We start from the raw sequence: 21,894 nt of genomic DNA on the forward strand, positions 1-21,894 counted from the left end.
ATGAAATTATTTACGACATACGGACATTTATCGATTTCCACTGAACTCTATGACTTTATTGAAAATGAAGCCTTGATTGGAACGGGAATAGACAGCGAAACCTATTGGGAAAACTTTGAAAATGTGGTGTTAGATTTAACGCCCCAAAATAAGGCTTTATTACAGAAGCGAGATGATTTACAGCAACAAATTGATCAATGGCATCGTAACCATCTTTTTGAACTAAATGCCTATAAAACATTCTTAACTGAAATTGGCTATTTACTGCCTGAAGTCGAAGACTTTCAAGTAAGTACTGAAAATGTCGATGAAGAAATTGCTCTTTTAGCTGGTCCTCAATTGGTGGTGCCAGTACGCAATGCCCGTTATAGCCTAAATGCAGCCAATGCACGCTGGGGTTCATTGTATGATGCTTTATATGGTTCAGATGTGATTCCTGAACATGAAGGAGCAGAGAAAACCAAAGGATATAATTCTGTTCGCGGAGCAAAAGTTATTACTTTTGCGAAAGACTTTTTGGATCAAGCCTTTCCTCTGCTACAAGGCTCTCATCATGATGTGAGCCAATGGCAGATTAAAGATGGAGCTCTGGTGATTGGTCTTCAAAATGGCGAAGTCACCACATTAAAAGATACCAGTCAATGTGTCGGTTTTAATGGAAATGCTGCTCTACCAACTGAAGTTATATTAAAAAATAATGGCTTACATGTGATTGTACAATTTGATCCTATACACGTGGTAGGTCAGCAAGATGCTGCTGGTATTAAAGACATCATTCTGGAAGCAGCAGTAACCACTATTCAAGATCTAGAAGACTCTGTATCTGCTGTTGATGCCAAGGATAAAGTAGAAGCCTATCGTAATTGGCTGGGTCTCATGCGTGGCACCCTAGTCGAAGAAATTGAAAAAAATGGGAAGCTATTTACGCGTAAACTGAATCAGGATCTGCATTTTAACAATCTCCAAGGTGAAAAACAGAGTTTGCATGGTCGTTCATTGATGTTATTACGCAATGTCGGGCACTTAATGACAAATCCAGCTATTCTTGTAGATGGGGAAGAAATTTATGAAGGTATTATGGATGCTTTAATCACACCATTACTTTCTTTGAGTGACTTGCGTGGTCAGAATTCTTTGCCAAATTCTCGTAGAGGTTCGATGTATATCGTAAAACCGAAAATGCATGGTCCTGAAGAAGTCGCATTTACAGTTGAGCTGTTTGAGCGGGTAGAACAAGCACTGGGTTTGCCCAACAAAACGTTAAAAATTGGGATTATGGATGAAGAGCGTCGCACCTCTTTAAATCTAAAAAATTGTATTGCAGCAGCCAAAGATCGTGTGATTTTCATTAATACTGGCTTTATGGATCGGACGGGTGATGAAATTCATACTCTTATGGAAGCAGGTCCTTTTGTGCCAAAAGCTGAAATCAAGAATCAAGTCTGGTTTGAGGCCTATGAAAATAGAAATGTCATGATTGGTTTGAAAGCAGGCTTACAAGGTAAAGCACAAATTGGTAAAGGGATGTGGGCTAAAACAGATATGTTGGGTGCGATGTATCAAAGCAAATCTGAACATCCTGAAGCTGGGGCAAGCTGTGCATGGGTTCCTTCACCTACAGGAGCTGTGATTCATGCACTACATTACCATCAAGTCAATGTCGCTCATCGTCAACAGGAATTATTAAGAACTGAAGCACTGAGTTTAGATGAACTTTTAACACCAGCTTTGGCTAAGGACACGAACTGGTCAAAAGAAGAAATAACCAAAGAACTGGAAAACAATTGCCAAGGCATTTTGGGCTATGTAGTGCGTTGGGTTGATTTAGGTATTGGCTGTTCTAAAGTTTTAGATATTCATAATGTTGGATTAATGGAAGATAGAGCCACGTTACGTATTTCTTCTCAACATGTCGCGAATTGGTTGCGTCATGGTATTGTTTCATACAATGAGGTTGAGGAAGTGCTACAGCGTATGGCGAAAATTGTGGATGCACAAAATGAACATGATCCACTTTATAGTCCAATGTCTGCTGATTGGGGCAATAGTATTGCTTTTCAAACTGCCTCAGATTTGATTTTTGAAGGGGCAAAGCAGCCTGCGGGCTATACTGAACCATTGTTACATCGCGCACGTTTGCAAGTGAAAAAGTCTTAAGAGGGGAATGACCATGCTTATAGAGCATGGTCATTTTAAAGCGTTTTACTCATTGATTGTGCATTCTAGGTTAAGTAGGACTGAGTAGGGTTCTAAGCTTTAGTGAGATGGTGCATTGCTTTATATTTTATACCAAGTACAACTGCTCTGATTAAAAATAAATTTATTTAAACTCAATAAAAAAGCCCTTATCTTTCGATAAAGGCTTTTTTGAATTTGGAGCGGGAAACGAGACTCGAACTCGCGACCCCAACCTTGGCAAGGTTATGCTCTACCAACTGAGCTATTCCCGCAATAGGACGCATTATAGAGAGTTTCATTCAAGTGTCAACTCTCTATAGTGCTAAGTGTTGAATTAATCAGCACGTCGCCAGATCGTACCTTGACGTGTATCTTCCAAAACTACACCCTGATCAAGTAAAGACTGGCGGATGCCGTCAGCTTTGGCAAAATCTTTGGCTTTTTTCGCGTCAACGCGTTGCTGAATGAAGTCTTCAATCTCAGCATCAGAGAGGCTTAAGGCTTCCTGACCAATATCCGATTTCAAGAACTCATCTACATCATGCTGAACTAGACCCAGAATATGGGTTAAATGACGTAGGGTAGAGTAAAGAGCCGTTGCCTGCTCTGCTTGCTCTTCTTTCACCGCACGATTGAGTTCTTTATTGAGTTCAAATAGTACTGCCATGGCTTCAGCAGTATTGAAATCATCGCACATTGCATTGTTAAAGCGTTCAACAAAGTTTTGTTCTAAAGTCTCAATCGTTTTTTGACCATAGACTTGCTGATAGGCTTTGAAAGAATGATAGAAACGGCTGAGCGCGGTTTTTGCTTCTTTTAAGGCCACATCAGAAAAGTTAACTGGACTGCGATAATGCGACGACACAATGAAGTAGCGAATCACTTCCGGATGAAACTTCTCCATCACATCGCGGATGGTAAAGAAGTTGCCTAAAGACTTAGACATTTTCTCGCCATCGACATTGATGAAACCGACATGCATCCAGTAATTGACATATTGTTCGCCAGTTGAGGCTTCACTTTGTGCGATTTCATTTTCATGATGTGGGAACATCAGATCTGAACCCCCACCATGAATATCGAAATGATTGCCTAGGCAGCAAGTCGACATTGCAGAACATTCAATATGCCAGCCTGGACGGCCATTACCCCAAGGTGAAGCCCATGCAGGTTCATTTTCTTTGGCATGTTTCCACAGCACAAAGTCAAAGGGATGTTTCTTTTCCACTTCGACATCAACGCGTTCAGATGCACCCGCTTGCATGTCGTCCAGTTTACGGCCAGATAGACGACCGTATTTATCGAATTTGCTTACTTCAAAATAAACATCGCCATTGCTGGAAGGGTAAGCAGCACCTTTATCAACCAAGGTGTTAATCATGCTTTGCATCTGATCAATATATTCAGTTGCTTTGGGTGCTTCATCCGGTGCCGCACAGCCCAGGTTGGCTGCATCTTCATTCATGGCATCGATAAAACGTGCCGTGAGCTGTTGAATGCTTTCACCATTTTCGTTGGCACGGGCAATGATCTTGTCATCAATGTCGGTAATGTTGCGAATATAGCGAACTTTCCAGCCTTGGCTACGCAAGAAGCGAATGATGTAGTCAAATGCAACCATAACCCGAGCGTGCCCGATATGACAGTAATCGTAAACCGTCATACCACAGACATACATATCGATTTGACCTTCTTTGCGTGGGACAAATTCAACTTTTTTACGTTGCTCAGAGTTATATAGAACAAAAGGTTGCATAAGGGTTTTCAAACACTCTACAAAAATCGTTATTCATCATAACGTATGCACCATATTTCATAAAGTTATCAGCAGAAAAAAAGATGATTAGCTGGATGTGGATTGGAATGACTAAATTCTGTTTTAGAGCTTAATAAATTTCAATAGAGGATCATTCGTTGAATCAAGCTGAAAGCAAGGCATTGTAGAGAAGCAAATTTATTTGAAAATGAATTTAATACGAGTCAAGATGTTTAGAAATTTCAGTGGCTAAGAACGATATGTTTTTACAGGGCACCCTTTCAAAAAAGTAGGTGTTGTACTTCTAGTCATCGGTGTTCTTGATATTATTTTGATGATTTATTGCATTATCAATCAAATTGGTTACTCATCCAGTTTTAATATATTCGCTGTGATTGTTGGTATTCTTCTTCTAAAGGGCAGTGTCAAGACAGCACGTATAGCACGATGGTTGAGTATATTCTTCTTTATCATGTTTATTGGGATTATTATAGGTGCAAGCCTATTGATGCCTTTTGACCTGTTAAAACTACAAATAAAATTGAATACGTGGTCTGCGATAGTCTTTTTCCTGTTCATGATGTTCTTTCTCTACTTTTTGATCTGGATTTATCGTCAGCTTTCCTCTCCCCATGCATTGAGACGATTAGCTCAAGCAGGCTATGCAACGGATAGACCTTTGTCAGCTTATCTGTCTGCAACCTTCCTGTTTATCTTTATGATCGGAATGCTTATTTTCTTACAAGGTAGTGAGTCAGAGAAGAAAGCTAAGAAATTGGCTCAGCAACAACTTGGCTCTGGTTTCCAGTACTATGTTTCTAGTATTTCTTTTTCTGAAAATTCAGGGCAGGCAAATGTAGTTGCATATTCAGATAAGGAAATTCGGAATGTTCCGGTAAGTTGGTAATCACGGTAAAATAAGCGATTGAAATATATTTTCCTTCGCTTTATGGCACTATCTGTGATCACTGAGTTGACTCATGGTTTTGAGTTATTTCTCTCCATTTTTCATGAAAACTTATACATTTAGAAACGTGTAGAATTCACAGTTATGTTAGAATCGCCTTCATTCTTTTGATTAAAATCATCTGCCGATTGGTAGATAGAGTATTATTTTGAGTCAAACTCATATGTCACACGCCATAAATTTCCAGAAAAGCGCACTCGAAACCCTGCGTATTGAACAGCAAGCCATTGAAGTGCTTGCCACCCAGATTAATCAACATTTTGATCGTGCATGTGAAATATTATTGCAGTGCCAAGGTCGTGTGGTCATCACGGGGATGGGGAAATCGGGTCATATCGGTCGTAAAATGGCAGCTACATTTGCATCGACAGGTACACCTTCATTTTTTATGCATCCAGGTGAAGCGGGGCATGGCGATCTGGGCATGCTGGTGCGTGGCGATGTACTTATTGCGATTTCAAACTCGGGCAAGAGTGATGAAATCATGATGTTGATGCCACTGATCAAGCATTTAGGTGTGCCATTAATCACGATTAGTCGTGATGATAAAGGGCCAATGCCACAAAATGCGGATGTGGCATTAACACTGGGTGCTGCTGACGAAGCGTGCCCTCTCGGATTGGCGCCAACCTCAAGTACAACTGCAACACTGGTGCTTGGTGATGCTTTGGCGGTTGCGCTACTGGAAGCACGTGGCTTTACCGCAGATGACTTTGCGCGTTCGCACCCGGCAGGCGCATTGGGGAAACGTTTGCTGTTGCATGTGAAGCATTTGATGCATACAGGTTCGGAATTACCAAAAGTACGTCCAGATACACCGATGAATAAAGTGCTCTATGAAATCTCGGATAAACGTCTTGGTTTAACCACGATTGTTGATGAGCATGACACCTTATTGGGTATTTTCACTGATGGTGACTTACGTCGCATGATTGACCAGCAACAAGGTTTTGATGTCAATCTTGCGGTTTCTGAGGTGATGACTAAAAATCCGTTCACCATTTCTCAGGAAGCCCGTGCGGTAGAAGCATTGGAAAAAATGCATGAGAGAAAAATTAACCAGTTTGTGGTGGTGGATGACAGCAAAAAAGTGATCGGTGTGATCAGTATGCATGACCTTATTCAGGCGGGAGTAAATTAAGCCATGGCATCTTATGCTTTACAAGAACAAGCACGTCATTTACAGGCACTTGTGCTTGATGTGGATGGGATTTTAAGCGATGGCTTTGTGACCTTAACCAATTCGGGTGATGAGATTAAGTCATTTGATATTCGTGATGGTCTGGGCATGAAACTGGTCCAGCAAGCGGGGATGAAGGTGATTATTATCACAGGCCGGAAAAGCCATATCGTTGAAAAACGCATGTCTGATCTTGGTGTCGATCTGGTTTATCAGGGACGTGAAGATAAGGGCACGGCCTTACGTGAAGCATGCGCCCAACTCGGTTTATTGCCTGAAGAATGCATCTATATGGGGGATGACTGGCCGGATTTATCTGCATTTGCAATTGCCGGAATGAAAGTCACTGTTCCCAATGGTCATGAAGAAGTGCGTCGTCGTGCCAATCTGGTGACACAGGCGATGGGCGGTCGTGGGGCTGTTCGGGAAGTCTGTGATATGTTGTTGATGGCAAAAGGTGTTTACCAAGAACTGCTTGAAAAATATCTTGCGGTACCACATTAATATAGTGTTGATTTGCTCAAAGGTTAGGTAACCCAGTTTATGGATACCAAAGTTTTATATGTTGTTGCTGTTGCAGTCGCTGCGGTGAGCGGTGGCTATTATTATTACAGTGGCAAGGCAAAAAAGCTGGATGTTGATTCAGCCAAGAATATGACCTATTCCGCACAGGGTGTTCACTTAACACAAACTGATGAGCAGGGTAATTTATATATTCGTGCTGAAGTGAAACAGTTGCAACAGAATATGCAACTGAAAACCTCTCAGCTTGATCAACTGAATGCAGTGATGTACAAACAGGGCAAAGCAGACGCAACCTTTTACGCAAAACAGGCAAATGGCTATGACGACAACACTAAAGTTGTCTTGCTTGGTAATGTCGTTGCGACGAAATTGTCCGATCAGGGTAAAATGGAGTTTCATACCGATGAGCTCACGGGTTACCCGAAAACAAGAGAACTCGAAACACAACATCAGGTCACGGTTCAATCACCGACTGCCGAGTTTGTGAGTCAAGGTCTCAAGGCTAATATGAATAATGGTCAATATGAATTTTACAAAATTCGAGGAAAGTATGCGCCAAGCTCTTAATTCTAAATCTCGTCTCACTTTCCTAAAACAAGTCGGCTGTGTGGCTGTGGTTGTATTAGCTGCAAGCACCAGCTTTGCCTTGCCTTCAGACCGCAATCAACAGCTTTCACTGGTTGCTGATCGCGCAACCTATAATGATAAATCTGGTGTAACTACTTACACCGGTAATGTCGTGATCGAGCAGGGCACCATGAAACTGCAAGCAGATTCACTGGTGGCCAACCTGAATAGCAAGAAAGAAATTCAAACCATTACGGCAAAGGGACGACCTGCAAAGTTCCAGCAACAAATGGATGCCAACAAAGGTCTGGCACGTGGTGAAGCGCAAAATATCGTATATAACGCAGATACCGGGATTATTACGCTAACAGGTAATGCTTATCTGTATCAGGATGGATCAAGTATCCGTGGTAATAGCCTGAAATATAGTATGAATAAAGGCGATGTCGAGGCGCAGGGCTCATCGAGTAACCGTGTACAAATCATTATTCCACCATCAAGCTCTAAAAGCTTCCCAGGGGCACGTGATTAATGGAACAGGCAGTGCAACAACCCCAGACTTTATGTATTAAGCATTTAGCGAAAAACTATAGTAAACGTTGGGTGGTCAAAGATGTATCTTTTACCATGCAAAGTGGGCAGATCGTGGGTCTGCTTGGCCCGAATGGTGCAGGTAAAACCACCAGCTTCTATATGGTTGTTGGACTTGTACGGATGGATAAAGGCGAGATTCATTTAGATGACCTCGACATGTCTGACCTTGCGATGCATGAACGTGCGCGTAAAGGTATCGGCTATTTACCGCAAGAAGCTTCCATTTTCAGGAAATTAACCATTTCTGAAAATATTATGGCGATTTTAGAAACGCGTAAAGATTTGAACAAACAGCAACGCCAGCAACGTCTGAATGAATTGTTAAGTGATTTTAAAATTACCCATATTAAAGACTCACTGGGTATGAGTGTTTCTGGTGGTGAGCGCCGCCGTGCTGAAATTGCCCGTGCTTTGGCCGCTGATCCGAAATTTATGCTGCTGGATGAACCGTTTGCCGGGGTCGACCCAATCTCTGTCGGTGATATTAAAGATATTATCCAGACGCTGAAAGATCGTGGTATCGGGGTGCTTATTACCGATCATAACGTGCGTGAAACGCTGGCGATTTGTGAAAAAGCCTATATCGTTAGTGAAGGTTCAGTCATTGCGGAGGGAACACCGCAAGAAATTCTGGACAATGAACAGGTACGTAAAGTCTATTTAGGTGATGATTTCGTCGTTTAACCTCGAATCAACTGGTTATGTGAAGAAAGAACCGAAAGGTTCTTTTTTTATGGCTGCATATAAATCAGATTGCTCAATCCCAACTCATTTAGTGGGGAATAGCGAGAATTTTATTCTAATTAGCTGATAAATATTTATTTTATTTTTTTAATTAGTTTGGCATATTTTATAAAAATGAGAACTGTTTTACAAAAATAAACACTTATAAATGTGTGAAAACGTGTTTAGAACATAGTGTTTTATGTAAAAAAATGATTAAAATGAAAATGCTGAAATGATAACAATACGAAAAAATATGAACTTAAAGAACGATATAAAAGTGAATAATGGATCATGGAAAAGAAGTATGAGTTTTAAGTGGTTACTTTATGCAGCAACGCTATCTGTACCAATGACACATGCAACCACACCAAGTGAACAGTATCACACTTTAAAGAACAATTTGTCTCGACTGTTTGTTCCGCAAAGTAGTGATGAGTTTAAAGTTGCGCAAATGCAAAAGTTGAGCAACTTTTCGGTCGATTCCTCACTAGGCAATGATTTACCTGTTGTTGGATCAGGACGTCCACAAGAGACGGCGGTCGCAAATGCATTTTGGCAGAATCAGCGTAAGGTATTGAGAGATGCCGTGCAGGTAGCGGTACAGCGTAATCCGGATATTGCACAAGGAATCGCGGCACTGGCATCGCAAAATGCCAATATCGACGTGGCAAAATCAGGCTACTATCCACAGATTGGCGGTGGCGTCAGCACAGGAGATCTGGGGAAGAAAAGTACACGGGGACAGCAATTACTGACCTTGAGTGCAACCCAGATGCTTTATGATTTCGGCAAGGTTAAATCGGGTGTCAATGTAGAAAAAGCCAAGGTGTTGGTTGGACAGGCCAATGTGCTGGTCAAAATTGACGATATCTCCTTGGATGTGGCACAAACTATTATCAATATTCAGCGTTATCAGACGCTTATCCGGATTGCCAATCAGCAGATTGCCGGGATTAAGCGAATTCAGGAAATGGCTAATCTGCGTGCCAATGCCGGGATCAGTAGTCAGGCTGACCCGATCCAGGCCCAGTCTTATTTACAATCTGCACAGTCGGCGATGATTGCCCAGCAATCTTTACTCAGTCAGTACCAGCAACATCTTTATACCTTGCTCGGTTTTGATACCCGCAACGTGCAATGGACTATTCCTGACGATTTTGTAAAACAATCAGATTTATACGCAACGCCACAGTTCAACACCATTCCACAAATGATTGCTGCACAGGCGGGCATTGAAGTGGCGCGTAATCAAAAATTACAGACACAGGTGAGTAATTATCCGACACTATCGGTAAAAGGAGAACTGAGTCAGGCTTTACACGGACGCAACCCGGGAAATGATAAAGAAGGCGGCTTTGATAGCGCCATCATGCTGGAAGCCAGCAGCCAGTTCTACCAAGGGGGAGCGACTTCTTCCAGAACACGCGCCGCCAGTTATGCTGAAGAGGCAGCAAGAGCGCAAGTGAATGCGGTTTATCTCAAGGTGCTGGACCAGATCCGTACCAGTCGTGAACAGATTGAAAATAAACAACGCCAGATGCAGGTTTTGGCAGGACAACAAGCAACAACAATACGTACAAGAGAACTTTATCAAGAACAATATAAATTGGGAACACGGACTCTAGTCGATTTGCTCAATGCAGAACAAGCGATTCATAGTGCGAACTCAGAGGCTGAAACAGCACGTTATGATATTTACAGCAGCATTGCACAATACATTGCTGCGACAGGACGTTCTCGTCAGGCCTATGACCTCAATAATTTAAATATACAAGGGTTTGAGGTACAACCATGATTACTACAAAAATAAATTATCAGCCATGGTTACAGGCAATATTAACCATCGCCAAACATTACCGGATTGAACCATCTGAAGAACGGATTCGCTTACAACTGGACTGGAACCAGAACCAGAACCTGGATGAGGTTTTGATCCTGATCAGCCGCCAGATTGGCCTGAACTTACGCAAAGTTGCCTTTAGCAATGATGTGATTAACCCTTGGCGCCTACCGGTATTGGTCGAACTGGCCGACGGGCAGGTTGGTGTGATTGATAAGGCGGATGGTACCGGACATGTCAGCATTCAGCTCAGTGGTGATCAGGGCCTGTCACAGAAATTTGCTGTAGGTGCATTGAGACACATCATTAAAAATGTCTATGTACTGCGTCCTGAACAGTCGGTTCCTGATGCGCGTGTTGATGAATATATCAAGCCTTATCAACCGAGCTGGTTCTGGTCGATTGCCTTACAAGACTGGAAGCGCTATATCGATATCATGCTGGCCTCCATGATCGCCAACATTCTGGCATTGGCGACCATTATTTTCTCCATGCAGGTCTATGATCGGGTCGTTCCTTCGCAATCCATTCCGACGCTGTGGGTGCTGGCAGCTGGCGTACTCATCGCCGCAATTTTCGAATTTGTGCTGCGTCTTTCACGTATTTACATTTCAGACATTATTGGGAAACGGGCCGATTTACGAGTGTCTGACCGTGTATTTGGTCATGCACTGCGTATCAAAAATAGTGAGCGCTCTAAATCTACCGGTACTTTTATTTCCCAGATTCGGGAGCTGGAAGGCGTACGTGAGCTGGTCACTTCGACCACAATGGGCGCGATTGCAGATTTACCATTTTTCTTCTTATTCCTGGTTATTTTTGCGCTGATTGGCGGAAATTTATTCTGGGTCATGCTACTGGTCGTACCTTTAATGATTTTGCCTGCGATCTTGGCACAAAAGAAACTGGCGCAACTGGCTCAAGAAGGGATGCGCGAATCCTCCATTCGTAATGCGATTCTGGTTGAAGCCGTGCAAGGTATTGAAGATATCAAGCTATTACGTGCAGAGTCGCGTTTCCAGAACCAGTGGAACCACATGAATGAGGTGTCTGCCGATATTAGTATGCAGCAACGTAAAATTGTTGGTGTGCTGACGGCATGGACACAAAAAATTCAGGGTCTGACCTATGCCGCGGTAATTCTGGTGGGCTGTTTTGCGGTGATGAAAGGTGATATGACGACGGGTGCACTGGTGGCCTGTTCGATTTTGTCTTCGCGTATGCTGGCACCGATTTCGCAAATCACCGGGATTCTCGGGCGTTTACAACAAGCTAAAGTAGCGAAAAAAGGTCTGGATGAATTAATGAAAAAGCCGGTGGATCAGGCAGATCAGGCTCATCTGGTGCATAAAGAAGTGCTACATGGCGACTATGAGCTGAAGAAAGTCGTGTTCCAGTATTCCGAAGATGATCCACGTCCAAGTCTGTCTATTCCACATTTGAAGATTCGTGCTGGTGAGCGTATTGCCATTCTTGGGCGTAATGGTGCAGGCAAGTCAACACTGCTCCAGATTTTATCTGCCATGCAATTTCCAAACGCAGGTTCGGTGCATTTAGATGATCTGGATATTAGCCTGATTGATCCGTCAGATGTCCGTCGTGATATGGGATTACTCAATCAGAATGCACACTTATTCTATGGCACCATTCGTGAAAACCTGACGTTAGGGGCACCATTGGCACGCGATGAAGATATTCTAAAAGCACTGAAAGTAACTGGTGCATTGAGCTTTGTGCATGAGAAGAAAGAAGGACTGGATCATCTGGTGTTAGAAGGTGGGGTCGGTTTTTCCGGGGGGCAACGTCAAGCGTTATTGTTGGCACGTCTCTTGATTCGCCAACCGAATATCCTGTTGCTGGATGAGCCAACGGCAGCCATTGATGATGTCGCCGAGAAGCAGCTGATTGACCATTTAAGAAGCTGGCTCGGTTATCGGACTTTGGTGGTAGCAACCCATCGCCGTGCCGTTCTGGAACTGGTGGACCGGATTATTGTCATGAATGAAGGCAAGATCGTAATGGATGGACCAGTGGAACAAGTTTTACAACAATCAGCAATAAAACAAAAAATAGTTTAATACTTAGAGCATAGAGGCAAATTTATGAGTGAAGAACAAAAAACGGGTAGTCGTCCGATGAATGTAACTTACAAGGAACCTAAGTTACCTCGTTCGACACTCGTTGTTTGGATGATTGGGATTGGTTTACTTGTACTCTTGATCTGGGCATGGTTGTTTAATTTAGAAGAAGTTTCTACGGGGACCGGTAAAGTTATTCCATCTTCAAAAGAACAGATCATTCAGTCACTTGAAGGGGGTATCCTAACCAAGCTTGATGTGAATGAAGGGGATGTGGTGGAAAAGGGGCAGATTCTGGCTCAACTTGATCCGACACGGTTAGCGTCGAATGTGGGCGAGTCGCAGTCTTTACTGATTTCGGCACAGGCCACCGCAGCACGTTTACGTGCCGAAGTGAATGGTACGCCACTGACCTTTCCTGAGGAAGTCAAGAAAAGTCCTAAACTGGTTCAAGAGGAAACCGCACTTTATTATTCACGCCGTGAGAATCTGGAGCAATCCATCGCAGGTTATGAACAGGCGGCCAAGCTGGTACGACAAGAGCTTGCCATGACTGAGCCATTAGTAGCCAAAGGTGCAGCCAGTGAAGTTGAAGTGTTGCGTTTAAAACGTGAAGCCAATGACTTGAATAACAAGATCAATGACACCCGTAACGAATATTATGTCAAAGCGCGTGAAGAGCTTTCCAAGGCCAATACTGACATCCAGACCCAACAACAGGTGGTGAATGGACGTGCTGACAGCTTGCAACGTGCGGTATTTAAAGCGCCAGTGCGTGGTGTGGTCAAAGAAATTGATGTCACGACTTTAGGCGGGGTGATTCCACAAAATGGTAAATTGATGACCATTGTGCCGCTGGAGGATAAATTACTGATCGAAGCACGTATTTCACCGCGAGATATTGCTTTTATTCGTCCAGGGCAAGAGGCACTGGTCAAGATTACGGCCTATGATTATTCGATTTACGGTGGTCTGGATGGCAAAGTTACCATTATTTCTCCAGATACCATTCGTGATGAAGTCAAGCAGGATCAGTTCTATTATCGTGTTTATATCCGGACCGATTCGGATCGCCTCTATAACAAGGCGGGCAAGGCCTTCAGTATTACCCCAGGTATGGTGGCGACAGTGGATATTCGTACCGGTCAAAAAACCATTATGGATTATCTGTTGAAACCGTTTAATAAAGCCAAGGAAGCATTACGCGAACGCTAAGGGATGCGGATTGAGAAAACCTCGCTTCAGGCGAGGTTTTTTATTTGCCAGTGAAGCAGCTATAATCTGTTTTTCAGTTTTTATCTTGTTTTTTATGCCATTTACCATTGCCAGTACGGTAACTTTTGAAGAAGACATTAAAAAAAGTTGTTTCCAGGCGATTGCGGCTGTTGTTGAAAATGAACAGCAGGTTAAAGATTTTCTGGAACAGTACAAAGATACTTCAACCACACATCAATGCTGGGCATGGAAAATTGGGCATCATGTCCGTTTTAATGATGACGGCGAACCTTCGGGTACGGCAGGTCGCCCAATACTTGCAACCATTGAAGGTAATGAACTCACCAATGTGATTGTACTGGTCAATCGCTGGTATGGCGGTATAAAACTGGGGACGGGTGGCTTGGTACGCGCCTATGGCGGTTGCGCAGGCCAGTGCTTATTGTTGGCAGAAAAAATTGAACTGATTGAAAAGAAAGAAATCCAGTTTGCATGTCTGTTCAATGAATGGGCCATTATGCAGTATGAGTTGATGCAGCAACAGATTGAGTATCAGGAAGCTTATACCGATACCGGTGTTACGGTTCAGGCCCGACTGCAAGTGCATCAGCTTGAGCCATTAAGGTTAAAACTCCAAGATGTCACTAGAGGTCGAGAGCAATTGGTATTGGTTGAGGAGCAAGACAATGAATGATCCTTTATTAAAATACCGAGAGCAGCATAAACAGCGCCTTAATTATATGCCGTGGCTGTATTGGACACTCAAGCCGAAACATCGTGAATGGGCAGAAGCATGGCAAGCTGAGTATCAGGCCTATCTCATGGAGATGGAGACGGTGGAAATCGGCAAGAACTGCTTCATTTCTCCATTGGCACATATTTTTGCTGAACGCGGTCGCAAGATTTCGATTGGAGATAATACTTTTATCGCAGCGGATTGTACCTTGCATGGCCCGTTAGAGATCGGCAATGAAGTCGCGATTAACCATCACAGTATTCTGGATGGGGGACGTGCAGGGATCAAATTACATGATCAGGTTAGAATCGCAGCCTATAGTCATTTATATGCCTTTGACCATGGTATGGAAATGGATCGTGCCATTTACCAACAGCCTGTTCGCTCTAAAGGAATTGAAGTTGGACGTGATGTCTGGCTCGGCGCACATGTGGGCATCAAGGACGGGATTAAAATCGGAGATCATGCGGTAGTCGGCATGAACAGTATGGTCACTAAAAATGTAGACGATTACGCAATTGTGGCAGGGAATCCAGCAAAAATAATCCGTTATCGCAATAAGTAAAAGTTTATTAAAAAGCATCTGAGATTCGATACATAAATTTAACCTTCCTCACTTTTATCTATGTTAAGTTAAAAACAAGTAGAAGACCTAAGGTATGTACCTAAAGAGAGGCGAAAATGAACCGTGTAATTGCATGTATCGATTCTTCACCCTGCATTGATGCTGTGGCTGAAGCGGCCGTATGGGTAGCTAAACAGACACAAAGAGAATTGGTACTGTTGCAAATTCTGGACTATTACCCAGCGAGCTATCATTTAGGTGAAATCAGTGGGGTAATTGGTTTTGAAAGTAATGCCATGTTACTGAAAGAACTGGCTGAGCTCGAACAGAAGCAAAGTGAGCTGGCCCTGGATTATAGTAATAATTTACTAAAACATATCTCGGAGCTGATCGAGAAACAGTATGGTCTGACCAGTACCAAGATTCAGGAAAAAGGTGATTTTCTTGAACAAAGTTTTAATCTGCTTGATGAAAACGATATCGTGATTATTGGTCGGGTGGGTGAGCGCGCTGCTGAGAAAAACAAACCGATTGGAAGTAATGTTGAAAACTTTATCCGTGGCGCAAACTGTACCGTCATAACGGTAGGCGAGCATTTTCAGCCACCGAAACGGTTTATCTTTGCCTATGAATATTCCCCAACCTGTCAGAAAATGCTGCAACGGATTGCAAAAAGTGACCTGTTAAAACTATTGCAATGTCATCTGCTTTACGTCGGTGATCATCCGGAGATGCTGGCAGAGCCTGAGAAGTACTTAACCGATGCCGGTTTAGAGGTGGTATCGGTGTACCGTTATGGTGATGTTGCGCAAAATATTCTTGAATATCAAAAGGAACACGATATTCAGCTGATTGTACTGGGGGCATTTAGCCATAGTAAAATTCATCAGTTTTTTCTGGGAAGTATTACCACCACGATCTTCCGGAATGCCAATGTGCCGTTACTTGTCGCTAAGTGATTCATTTCTTTCCATATAGTTATCCGCAATTCCTGTGGATAACTGTATGGAAAAGCATAAGAGATAAATATAATTGGTTGATATTACACAACTAAATTAAATAGGTTGTTTTTTAATCTCTATTTTACGATGGCAATTGCAAAGCCATCATGACCTTTTGAGCCGACCGTTTGTAATGCGGTGCAAGATAAAAGCTGAGGATGGTCTTTCAATGCCGTGAATGCCTCACGAATCCCTTCAATACTCGGTTTCTTGTTATTCGGATCAAGAATATCCCCGGCACGAATCACGTTATCCAGCACGATAATGGTGCCCGAATGGGCTAATTTTAAACTTAACTCAAAATACTCAGGATAACTTTGCTTGTCCGCATCAATAAAAATCAAATCAAAGGGTTGGCTGCCTTCAGCAATCAACTGATTCATGATATCTGCACCACGGCCTTTTTTTAGCTCGATGGTGGTGGGCATATTGGCAAAATCAATATTTTCCTGTGCGATAACAACATGGGTATCGCGTCCTTCAACAGTGAGCAAATAACCATCTTCCGGCAATGCCTTGGCGAGCCAAATGGTACTGTAAGCCCCAAAGGTGCCTAATTCCAATACACGTTTGCATTGGTTCATCTGGATCAGCATCTGCAAAAACATGCCTTGATTAGGTGCAACAGCCAAATGATTAGAAAAACCCTGGGTATCGGTATTGTCTAATGCATGTTGAAGTCTTGGGTCTGTGGGAATTAAATGTGAATTGATATAGTCATCAATCTCGGTCCACATCTGTTGCATAATCAAATTTACCTATGAATCTGTTAGCTGCATTTTAAACGTTTATGACCAGAGTGCAATTTGATTGCTTAATTAATCTGGTGTAATGAAATAAAAAAGAGATCAATTTGATCTCTTTTTAAGTGGTTATAGGTTTGTTAGAAATTACACATCGAGCTATTACGGGTCAGGTCAGGGCCCCAGGTACGATAACCTTGCGTATCAATATGAATCTGTCCGGAACTATATAAACCAACGCCGATGTCCAGACTTTGTCCATGCTGTGCCCAGAACTGGCATAACTTGAATTTGGTCTGTTCAATAAAGGCATAGTCTTGAGGCTGCGGATATTCAGGCCCGATGCGGAAATCAATAGCCGAGTTAAACAGATGTTTGGATGAACCTGCACCGCCTGCACACTGGTTTAATGGTAAATCGCGATAAACCGAGGTGACTTCAAAATCGGTTAAGACTTTTGCTGCGACCAGATATTTAAAGACGCGTAAGGTTGGCAGGGCATTTCCCCATAACTCACGGTTTGGCACCATATATTCAGAACGGCCACATTTCTGCCAGTCGCGTGCCGTACGTAACAATTCAAAACTTGGCACAATATGCGCAACATTATTACGCGCTAAAAACTGTTCATATTCGCGGACACGTGCATAATTGTCGCCTTGACCGAGCCATTGGCGATAGGAGGCAGGTTCGACTTTATTGGGAACAGGGCGGGTAAAAGTAACTTGTTCTTGAGGAATATAAATTCTTTTACCTTGGTTTTGATTGACTTTCGGGGTTGAACTCGAGCAACCCACCATCATCACAGGGATGACAAATAATGATAATAGACCCTGTAATTTATTTCGAATCATAAAAAGCGCAGTTCATAATCGATAGGCGTATTATTTTAATGCAAAATGGCGCCTGAATAATGAGGTAATTGCAAAGAAATGTGTGATTAAAGTATAAAAAAGACCAGTAAAACTGGCCTTTCTTCATTATTTTTCTAAATATTGCAGCTTGTCTGGCTTGCCATTCCACTCTTCGCGGTCAGCAGGTTGCTCACCAATTTGAGTGATGTTATTGCCCGCCCATTTTTCAGACAATTCGGCATTGAGTTCGATAAAGACTTCTTGGCCTTCTGGTAACTCATCTTCCGAGAAAATCGCATTTGCCGGACATTCAGGTTCACATAGTGCACAGTCAATACACTCATCCGGATTGATCACCAGGAAGTTAGGACCTTCGTAGAAGCAGTCTACTGGACAAACTTCCACACAATCTTGATATTTACATTTAATACAATTTTCGGTGACAACAAAGGTCATGGCGGCAGCTACCTAAAAATATGGTTTTCATTTTGAATAGCGTATTTTAGGCAAAAAATACCGATAGAAACAATTCCTTTTATTGATATTTATTATTCGTATCAATGAAATGGACTTATTTATATGACTTTTGTTGATAATAAGTCTCAACTACAGCCGTAATTCGCTTATTTATGCTTTTTCTTGAGACCGCCGCCGTCTTGCTTATTCACTGTTGCCCAGGCAATCCGTTCAGCCTCTTCCTGAGAGCGGCCTTGGTCTAGCTCGCTTTCTTCAATATGTTTGGCTTGTCGTTTCTGTTTTGCGGTATAGGCAGTTTTATCACCACGAGACATGACATGTTCCTCCATAGACTGATAGATCTGAATTAGAAATAACATGATCAGATCAGGCAATGGGTGAGGGATTGTTTGTTTAAATAGTATCTGTGTAAATCAGCTCTAGTACAAACACCAGAGCTGATTGGGGCACAGTTAACTTTCAAGTGTCTGACTGGTTTTGAATAAGGCTTTGAGTTGATAAAGCTGTTCCAGTGCCTGACGTGGTGTCAGGTCATCGACATCAATATTTTGTAACAACTCTAAGGCCGGTGATTTTGCTTCAACCTCAACAATTTTCTCAATCACCTGCGTTTCGATTTCATGCTCAACGGAACTGAATAAGTCATTCTGAACGCTACTAGGCAAATGCTGATGCTGTTGCTTTTCCAGAATTTTTAGACGTTTCTGGGCTTCCTTGATTACGCTTGCAGGAATCCCGGCCAGTTTCGCAACCTGTAAACCATGACTTTGGCTGGCTGGGCCATGCTGGACTTTATGCAGCAAAATCAGATTGCCATTTAGTTCCTGTGCGGTGACATGGTAATTATCAATGCCTGCTTCACCACCCAGCTCAGTCAACTCAAAATAGTGAGTGGCAAATAGGCATAAGCATTTAACCCGTTTGGTTAAGTCAACCACACAGGCCCAAGCCAGAGAAAGGCCATCATAGGTACTGGTTCCACGGCCGACTTCATCCATCAGCACCAAAGACTGGCTGGTGGCATGATGCAGGATCTGTGAGGTTTCGGTCATTTCAACCATAAAGGTCGATTTGCCTGTCGATAAATCATCCGCTGAGCCGATACGGGTAAAGATACGGTCAATCGAACCCAGTTTTGCAGCTTTGGCCGGGACAAAGCTGCCACAGTAAGCAAGCAGGCTAATCAAGGCCGTCTGACGCATAAAGGTCGATTTACCGCCCATGTTTGGACCGGTAATGATCGCCATACGATGCTGTGGATCAAGGAAAGTATCATTCGGCGTAAACGGGGCTTTATTCAATGCTTCGACCACAGGATGACGGCCTGCCTGAATCTTGATGCAGGTTTCAGCGGTAAATTCTGGTCTTGCCCAACTGTTTAATCGCGCTTGATGGGCAAAGTTTGCCAATACATCGATATGCGCAATCGCGGCACTCATCATTTGCAAATGCGCAATATTCTGACGCAATTCATCGAGCAATGATTCAAATAAAAGCTTTTCACGGGCAAGGGCGCGTGACTCACTGGAAAGTACTTTATCTTCAAAGCCTTTCAGTTCTGGTGTGATGTAACGTTCCGCATTTTTCAGGGTTTGACGACGAATATAATCGGCAGGCGCCTGTTCAGCTTGCGCACGTGTCAATTCGATATAATAGCCGCTGACCCGGTTATAACCGATTTTCAGGGTATTGATGCCGGTACGTTCACGTTCTTTAATTTCTAAATCAATCAGGAACTGACCTGCATGATCACGAATTTTTCGTAATTCATCCAGTTCATCATCATAGCCTTCAGCAATAACATTACCATCACGTAATAGCACTGGTGGATTTTCAACAATCGCAGCCATCAAGTGCTGATGTAGACTCTTAAAATCACCCAGCTCTTGGTCAAGCTGTGTAAGTAATTTAGATTGCTGGGTTTTTAATACTGGTGCTAAAGCATGACGCAAGAACGGAATCTGTGCACAGGCATGACGGAGTTGTACCAGATCACGGGGACGAGCACTGCCTAAAGCAACACGGCTGAGCACACGTTCAATATCACCAATTTCTTTCAATACCAGCCGAACAGGGGCTTCATGAAAGCCTTTTAATAACTGTTCAGTCGCATCAAGACGTGCATCCAATATGGCTGTGTCACGGATCGGTTGCATTAAGGTTCGGCTCAGCAAACGTCCGCCCATCGCGGTTTGGCAATCATTGATGAGCTGAAACAGTGAAGTGCCATGTTCAAATAACGGCTCAATGATCTCCAGATTGCGGCGCGTAATCGGATCAAGTGCAATAAAGTCAGTACTTTGCTCAATCTGGATGGAGCGGATATGCGGTAACGCGGTTTTTTGGGTTTCTTTTGCGTAATGAATCAGGGCAGCAGCGGCAGCTCTGGCAAGCGGGAATGGATCAAGACCAAACCCTGACAAGGTCGACACTGAAAATTGATCACATAAGGTTTTTTGCGCATTATTTAAATTGAAGTCGACATTCGGACGTTTGGCAATTGGGCAGTCCAGATTTTTCTTGATCTGTTCAATAATATTTTGGTCAATCAGATCTTCATCAATCAGGATTTCGCTCGGCATTAAACGTGCCAGTTCAATTGCCAGTTGCTCTGGCTTATAGTCTTGCTGCTGGACTTTAAAAATACCAGCACTGAGATCAAGTAAAGCCAGACCAATCTGATTTTGCTGAATGCACAGCGCCACCAGATTTGAAGATTGATAACTGCCCAGCAAGGCATCATCGGTCAAAGTTCCAGGCGTCAAAATACGGACAACTTTACGCTCAACAGGGCCTTTACCTGTGACCTCACCGACTTGTTCGCATATCGCAACTGTACGGCCAGCTTTGACTAAACGTGCTAGATAACCTTCCGCTGAATGATACGGAACCCCCGCCATCGGAATCGGTTGTCCGCTGGCCTTACCACGATGAGTTAAGGTAATTCCTAACAGTTTGGCGGCCAAGTGAGCATCTTCAAAGAAAAGCTCGTAGAAATCTCCCATACGATAGAACAGCAAAGCATGTTGATAGTCGGTTTTGACTTTGAGGTACTGCTGCATCATAGGTGTATGAGAATCTAGGTCAGCCATGATTTCAGCGCTGTTCATTCGTTTTAAATCCTTGAAACTTAAAAATTAGTTAAATCTGTTCTGGATGGTGAGCGTGATCATTCATCCTCATTATTCTGTGCAAATCTGACCGAATTGCTTAAAAAAGTATAGCTTTTTTATGTCACATGACGTTAAACGCAATAAGATGAGATTGAATGTGCACATAGCTCATCTTAACAAATCCATCGAAATTCACAAAAAGGATTGCCAAGCAGAATGCAGAAATAAGCAGCAAAAGAAAATTACTTTACTCACTATTTCTGACGATATTTTTCCTGGACGATTGTCATCAGTTTATTCATGTCTTTCGTAGCCTTTTTACCTTCCACGAATTTTCCAGCGATAAATAATTTTTTTATTTCGTTTATTTCCGTGAGTAATTTACCCATGACATCTTGATATTCAATAACCTTTGGATCATTTTCCTGTAATTGATTTAAAGGAGCTGGCAAAAACTCCATCAGATCAAGTATGGCATTGTTCATCTTAAATAAAGAGTCTAATGCCTGATATTTATCTTTAGATGCTTGGAATTCTTTATAGTGAACTTCTAAATTTTGCACGGTATAGATTCTGTCGGAAGTTTCTGCAAGACAAGACGTACTCAGTATTATTGATAAAATGAATCCAATAAGAATTTTCATTTAATTTGCTCTTTATAAAACAACATGTCCAATAGAGGAGGCTCCTCCACATGGAAATTGAAGTATCTCAAAAATAATAACATCAACTTGCTGGACGCGATTAGTTTCGCCAAGCAGATTGTAGAGGGGGATTTT

20 protein-coding genes and 1 tRNA gene are annotated in these 21,894 nt (G+C 42.7%); 13 read left to right on the top strand and 8 right to left on the bottom strand.

Annotated elements, in window-relative coordinates; genetic code table 11:
• Complete coding sequence (locus MSG93_RS12175) at positions 1-2,157, top strand: malate synthase G (protein ID WP_324622023.1); 2,157 nt, start codon at positions 1-3, stop codon at positions 2,155-2,157.
• Positions 2,158-2,374: 217 nt separating this feature from the next.
• Here the strand turns inward: MSG93_RS12175 and MSG93_RS12180 are convergent.
• Positions 2,375-2,450: transfer RNA gene (locus MSG93_RS12180), tRNA-Gly, on the bottom strand.
• Positions 2,451-2,512: 62 nt separating this feature from the next.
• Complete coding sequence (gene cysS / locus MSG93_RS12185) at positions 2,513-3,934, bottom strand: cysteine--tRNA ligase (RefSeq protein WP_324622024.1); 1,422 nt, start codon at positions 3,932-3,934, stop codon at positions 2,513-2,515.
• A 334-nt stretch (positions 3,935-4,268) separates the two neighbouring features.
• Here cysS and MSG93_RS12190 point away from each other — a divergent pair, with 334 nt between their 5' ends.
• The 12 genes from MSG93_RS12190 (at position 4,269) to MSG93_RS12245 (ending at position 15,886) form a co-directional block, all read left to right on the top strand.
• On the top strand, positions 4,269-4,841 hold the full coding sequence (locus tag MSG93_RS12190; protein WP_324622025.1) for a hypothetical protein: 573 nt from the start codon (positions 4,269-4,271) through the stop codon (positions 4,839-4,841).
• A gap of 223 nt (positions 4,842-5,064) precedes the next feature.
• Complete coding sequence (locus MSG93_RS12195; RefSeq protein ID WP_005287734.1) at positions 5,065-6,042, top strand: KpsF/GutQ family sugar-phosphate isomerase; 978 nt, start codon at positions 5,065-5,067, stop codon at positions 6,040-6,042.
• A gap of 3 nt (positions 6,043-6,045) precedes the next feature.
• A complete protein-coding gene (locus tag MSG93_RS12200) occupies positions 6,046-6,585 on the top strand; it encodes an HAD-IIIA family hydrolase (protein ID WP_324622026.1) in 540 nt (179 codons plus the stop codon).
• A 39-nt stretch (positions 6,586-6,624) separates the two neighbouring features.
• Complete coding sequence (gene lptC / locus MSG93_RS12205; RefSeq protein ID WP_005231526.1) at positions 6,625-7,173, top strand: LPS export ABC transporter periplasmic protein LptC; 549 nt, start codon at positions 6,625-6,627, stop codon at positions 7,171-7,173.
• Positions 7,157-7,705, top strand: coding sequence for a lipopolysaccharide transport periplasmic protein LptA (gene lptA / locus MSG93_RS12210; protein ID WP_324622027.1), 549 nt, complete (start codon positions 7,157-7,159; stop codon positions 7,703-7,705). Before lptC ends, lptA begins: the two co-directional genes overlap by 17 nt.
• Positions 7,705-8,451: an LPS export ABC transporter ATP-binding protein gene (gene lptB / locus MSG93_RS12215; RefSeq protein WP_004773613.1), complete on the top strand. Its 747-nt coding sequence runs from the start codon at positions 7,705-7,707 to the stop codon at positions 8,449-8,451. The genes lptA and lptB overlap by 1 nt, the downstream gene beginning before the upstream one ends.
• A 346-nt stretch (positions 8,452-8,797) precedes the next feature.
• Complete coding sequence (locus tag MSG93_RS12220; RefSeq protein ID WP_005231524.1) at positions 8,798-10,288, top strand: TolC family outer membrane protein; 1,491 nt, start codon at positions 8,798-8,800, stop codon at positions 10,286-10,288.
• The gene (locus tag MSG93_RS12225) at positions 10,288-12,411 is read left to right on the top strand and encodes a type I secretion system permease/ATPase (protein WP_032868162.1); all 2,124 of its coding nucleotides are present in this window, start codon (positions 10,288-10,290) and stop codon (positions 12,409-12,411) included. The genes MSG93_RS12220 and MSG93_RS12225 overlap by 1 nt, the downstream gene beginning before the upstream one ends.
• Positions 12,412-12,435: 24 nt before the next feature.
• Positions 12,436-13,626, top strand: a complete 1,191-nt coding sequence (locus tag MSG93_RS12230; RefSeq protein WP_005231522.1) for an HlyD family type I secretion periplasmic adaptor subunit — start codon at positions 12,436-12,438, stop codon at positions 13,624-13,626.
• A gap of 94 nt (positions 13,627-13,720) precedes the next feature.
• A complete protein-coding gene (locus tag MSG93_RS12235) occupies positions 13,721-14,320 on the top strand; it encodes a YigZ family protein (protein WP_324622028.1) in 600 nt (199 codons plus the stop codon).
• The gene (locus tag MSG93_RS12240) at positions 14,313-14,927 is read left to right on the top strand and encodes an acyltransferase (protein WP_324622029.1); all 615 of its coding nucleotides are present in this window, start codon (positions 14,313-14,315) and stop codon (positions 14,925-14,927) included. Before MSG93_RS12235 ends, MSG93_RS12240 begins: the two co-directional genes overlap by 8 nt.
• A 116-nt stretch (positions 14,928-15,043) precedes the next feature.
• Positions 15,044-15,886, top strand: a complete 843-nt coding sequence (locus tag MSG93_RS12245; protein WP_005231519.1) for a universal stress protein — start codon at positions 15,044-15,046, stop codon at positions 15,884-15,886.
• Between the two features lie 119 nt (positions 15,887-16,005).
• Here MSG93_RS12245 and MSG93_RS12250 read toward each other — a convergent pair whose 3' ends face one another.
• From MSG93_RS12250 to MSG93_RS12275, 6 genes are all read right to left on the bottom strand, one after another.
• The gene (locus MSG93_RS12250; protein ID WP_005231518.1) at positions 16,006-16,674 is read right to left on the bottom strand and encodes an O-methyltransferase; all 669 of its coding nucleotides are present in this window, start codon (positions 16,672-16,674) and stop codon (positions 16,006-16,008) included.
• 137 nt (positions 16,675-16,811) lie between these two features.
• Positions 16,812-17,525: a D-Ala-D-Ala carboxypeptidase family metallohydrolase gene (locus MSG93_RS12255; RefSeq protein WP_005231517.1), complete on the bottom strand. Its 714-nt coding sequence runs from the start codon at positions 17,523-17,525 to the stop codon at positions 16,812-16,814.
• Between the two features lie 126 nt (positions 17,526-17,651).
• Complete coding sequence (fdxA, locus tag MSG93_RS12260; RefSeq protein ID WP_004652744.1) at positions 17,652-17,981, bottom strand: ferredoxin FdxA; 330 nt, start codon at positions 17,979-17,981, stop codon at positions 17,652-17,654.
• Between the two features lie 167 nt (positions 17,982-18,148).
• Positions 18,149-18,316: a hypothetical protein gene (locus MSG93_RS12265; RefSeq protein WP_032866431.1), complete on the bottom strand. Its 168-nt coding sequence runs from the start codon at positions 18,314-18,316 to the stop codon at positions 18,149-18,151.
• A gap of 138 nt (positions 18,317-18,454) precedes the next feature.
• Positions 18,455-21,112 (bottom strand): DNA mismatch repair protein MutS, encoded by a 2,658-nt coding sequence (gene mutS, locus MSG93_RS12270; protein WP_324622030.1) that lies wholly within the window; start codon positions 21,110-21,112, stop codon positions 18,455-18,457.
• Positions 21,113-21,369: 257 nt separating this feature from the next.
• Positions 21,370-21,759, bottom strand: coding sequence for a cytochrome b562 (locus tag MSG93_RS12275; RefSeq protein ID WP_324622031.1), 390 nt, complete (start codon positions 21,757-21,759; stop codon positions 21,370-21,372).
• Between the last annotated feature and the right edge of the window lie 135 nt (positions 21,760-21,894).

Origin of the sequence: Acinetobacter sp. IK40, assembly GCF_035615075.1 — a bacterium.
Lineage (GTDB): Bacteria > Pseudomonadota > Gammaproteobacteria > Pseudomonadales > Moraxellaceae > Acinetobacter > Acinetobacter courvalinii.

What these genes read in the sequence shown, in the direction of transcription:
- MSG93_RS12175 (WP_324622023.1), top strand. Translation starts at nt 1, where the DNA reads ATGAAATTATTTACGACATACGGACATTTATCGATTTCCACTGAACTC.
- cysS (WP_324622024.1), bottom strand. Translation starts at nt 3,934, where the DNA reads ATGCAACCTTTTGTTCTATATAACTCTGAGCAACGTAAAAAAGTTGAA.
- MSG93_RS12190 (WP_324622025.1), top strand. Translation starts at nt 4,269, where the DNA reads ATGATTTATTGCATTATCAATCAAATTGGTTACTCATCCAGTTTTAAT.
- MSG93_RS12195 (WP_005287734.1), top strand. Translation starts at nt 5,065, where the DNA reads ATGTCACACGCCATAAATTTCCAGAAAAGCGCACTCGAAACCCTGCGT.
- MSG93_RS12200 (WP_324622026.1), top strand. Translation starts at nt 6,046, where the DNA reads ATGGCATCTTATGCTTTACAAGAACAAGCACGTCATTTACAGGCACTT.
- lptC (WP_005231526.1), top strand. Translation starts at nt 6,625, where the DNA reads ATGGATACCAAAGTTTTATATGTTGTTGCTGTTGCAGTCGCTGCGGTG.
- lptA (WP_324622027.1), top strand. Translation starts at nt 7,157, where the DNA reads ATGCGCCAAGCTCTTAATTCTAAATCTCGTCTCACTTTCCTAAAACAA.
- lptB (WP_004773613.1), top strand. Translation starts at nt 7,705, where the DNA reads ATGGAACAGGCAGTGCAACAACCCCAGACTTTATGTATTAAGCATTTA.
- MSG93_RS12220 (WP_005231524.1), top strand. Translation starts at nt 8,798, where the DNA reads ATGAGTTTTAAGTGGTTACTTTATGCAGCAACGCTATCTGTACCAATG.
- MSG93_RS12230 (WP_005231522.1), top strand. Translation starts at nt 12,436, where the DNA reads ATGAGTGAAGAACAAAAAACGGGTAGTCGTCCGATGAATGTAACTTAC.
- MSG93_RS12235 (WP_324622028.1), top strand. Translation starts at nt 13,721, where the DNA reads ATGCCATTTACCATTGCCAGTACGGTAACTTTTGAAGAAGACATTAAA.
- MSG93_RS12240 (WP_324622029.1), top strand. Translation starts at nt 14,313, where the DNA reads ATGAATGATCCTTTATTAAAATACCGAGAGCAGCATAAACAGCGCCTT.
- MSG93_RS12245 (WP_005231519.1), top strand. Translation starts at nt 15,044, where the DNA reads ATGAACCGTGTAATTGCATGTATCGATTCTTCACCCTGCATTGATGCT.
- MSG93_RS12250 (WP_005231518.1), bottom strand. Translation starts at nt 16,674, where the DNA reads ATGCAACAGATGTGGACCGAGATTGATGACTATATCAATTCACATTTA.
- MSG93_RS12255 (WP_005231517.1), bottom strand. Translation starts at nt 17,525, where the DNA reads ATGATTCGAAATAAATTACAGGGTCTATTATCATTATTTGTCATCCCT.
- fdxA (WP_004652744.1), bottom strand. Translation starts at nt 17,981, where the DNA reads ATGACCTTTGTTGTCACCGAAAATTGTATTAAATGTAAATATCAAGAT.
- MSG93_RS12265 (WP_032866431.1), bottom strand. Translation starts at nt 18,316, where the DNA reads ATGTCTCGTGGTGATAAAACTGCCTATACCGCAAAACAGAAACGACAA.
- mutS (WP_324622030.1), bottom strand. Translation starts at nt 21,112, where the DNA reads ATGAACAGCGCTGAAATCATGGCTGACCTAGATTCTCATACACCTATG.
- MSG93_RS12275 (WP_324622031.1), bottom strand. Translation starts at nt 21,759, where the DNA reads ATGAAAATTCTTATTGGATTCATTTTATCAATAATACTGAGTACGTCT.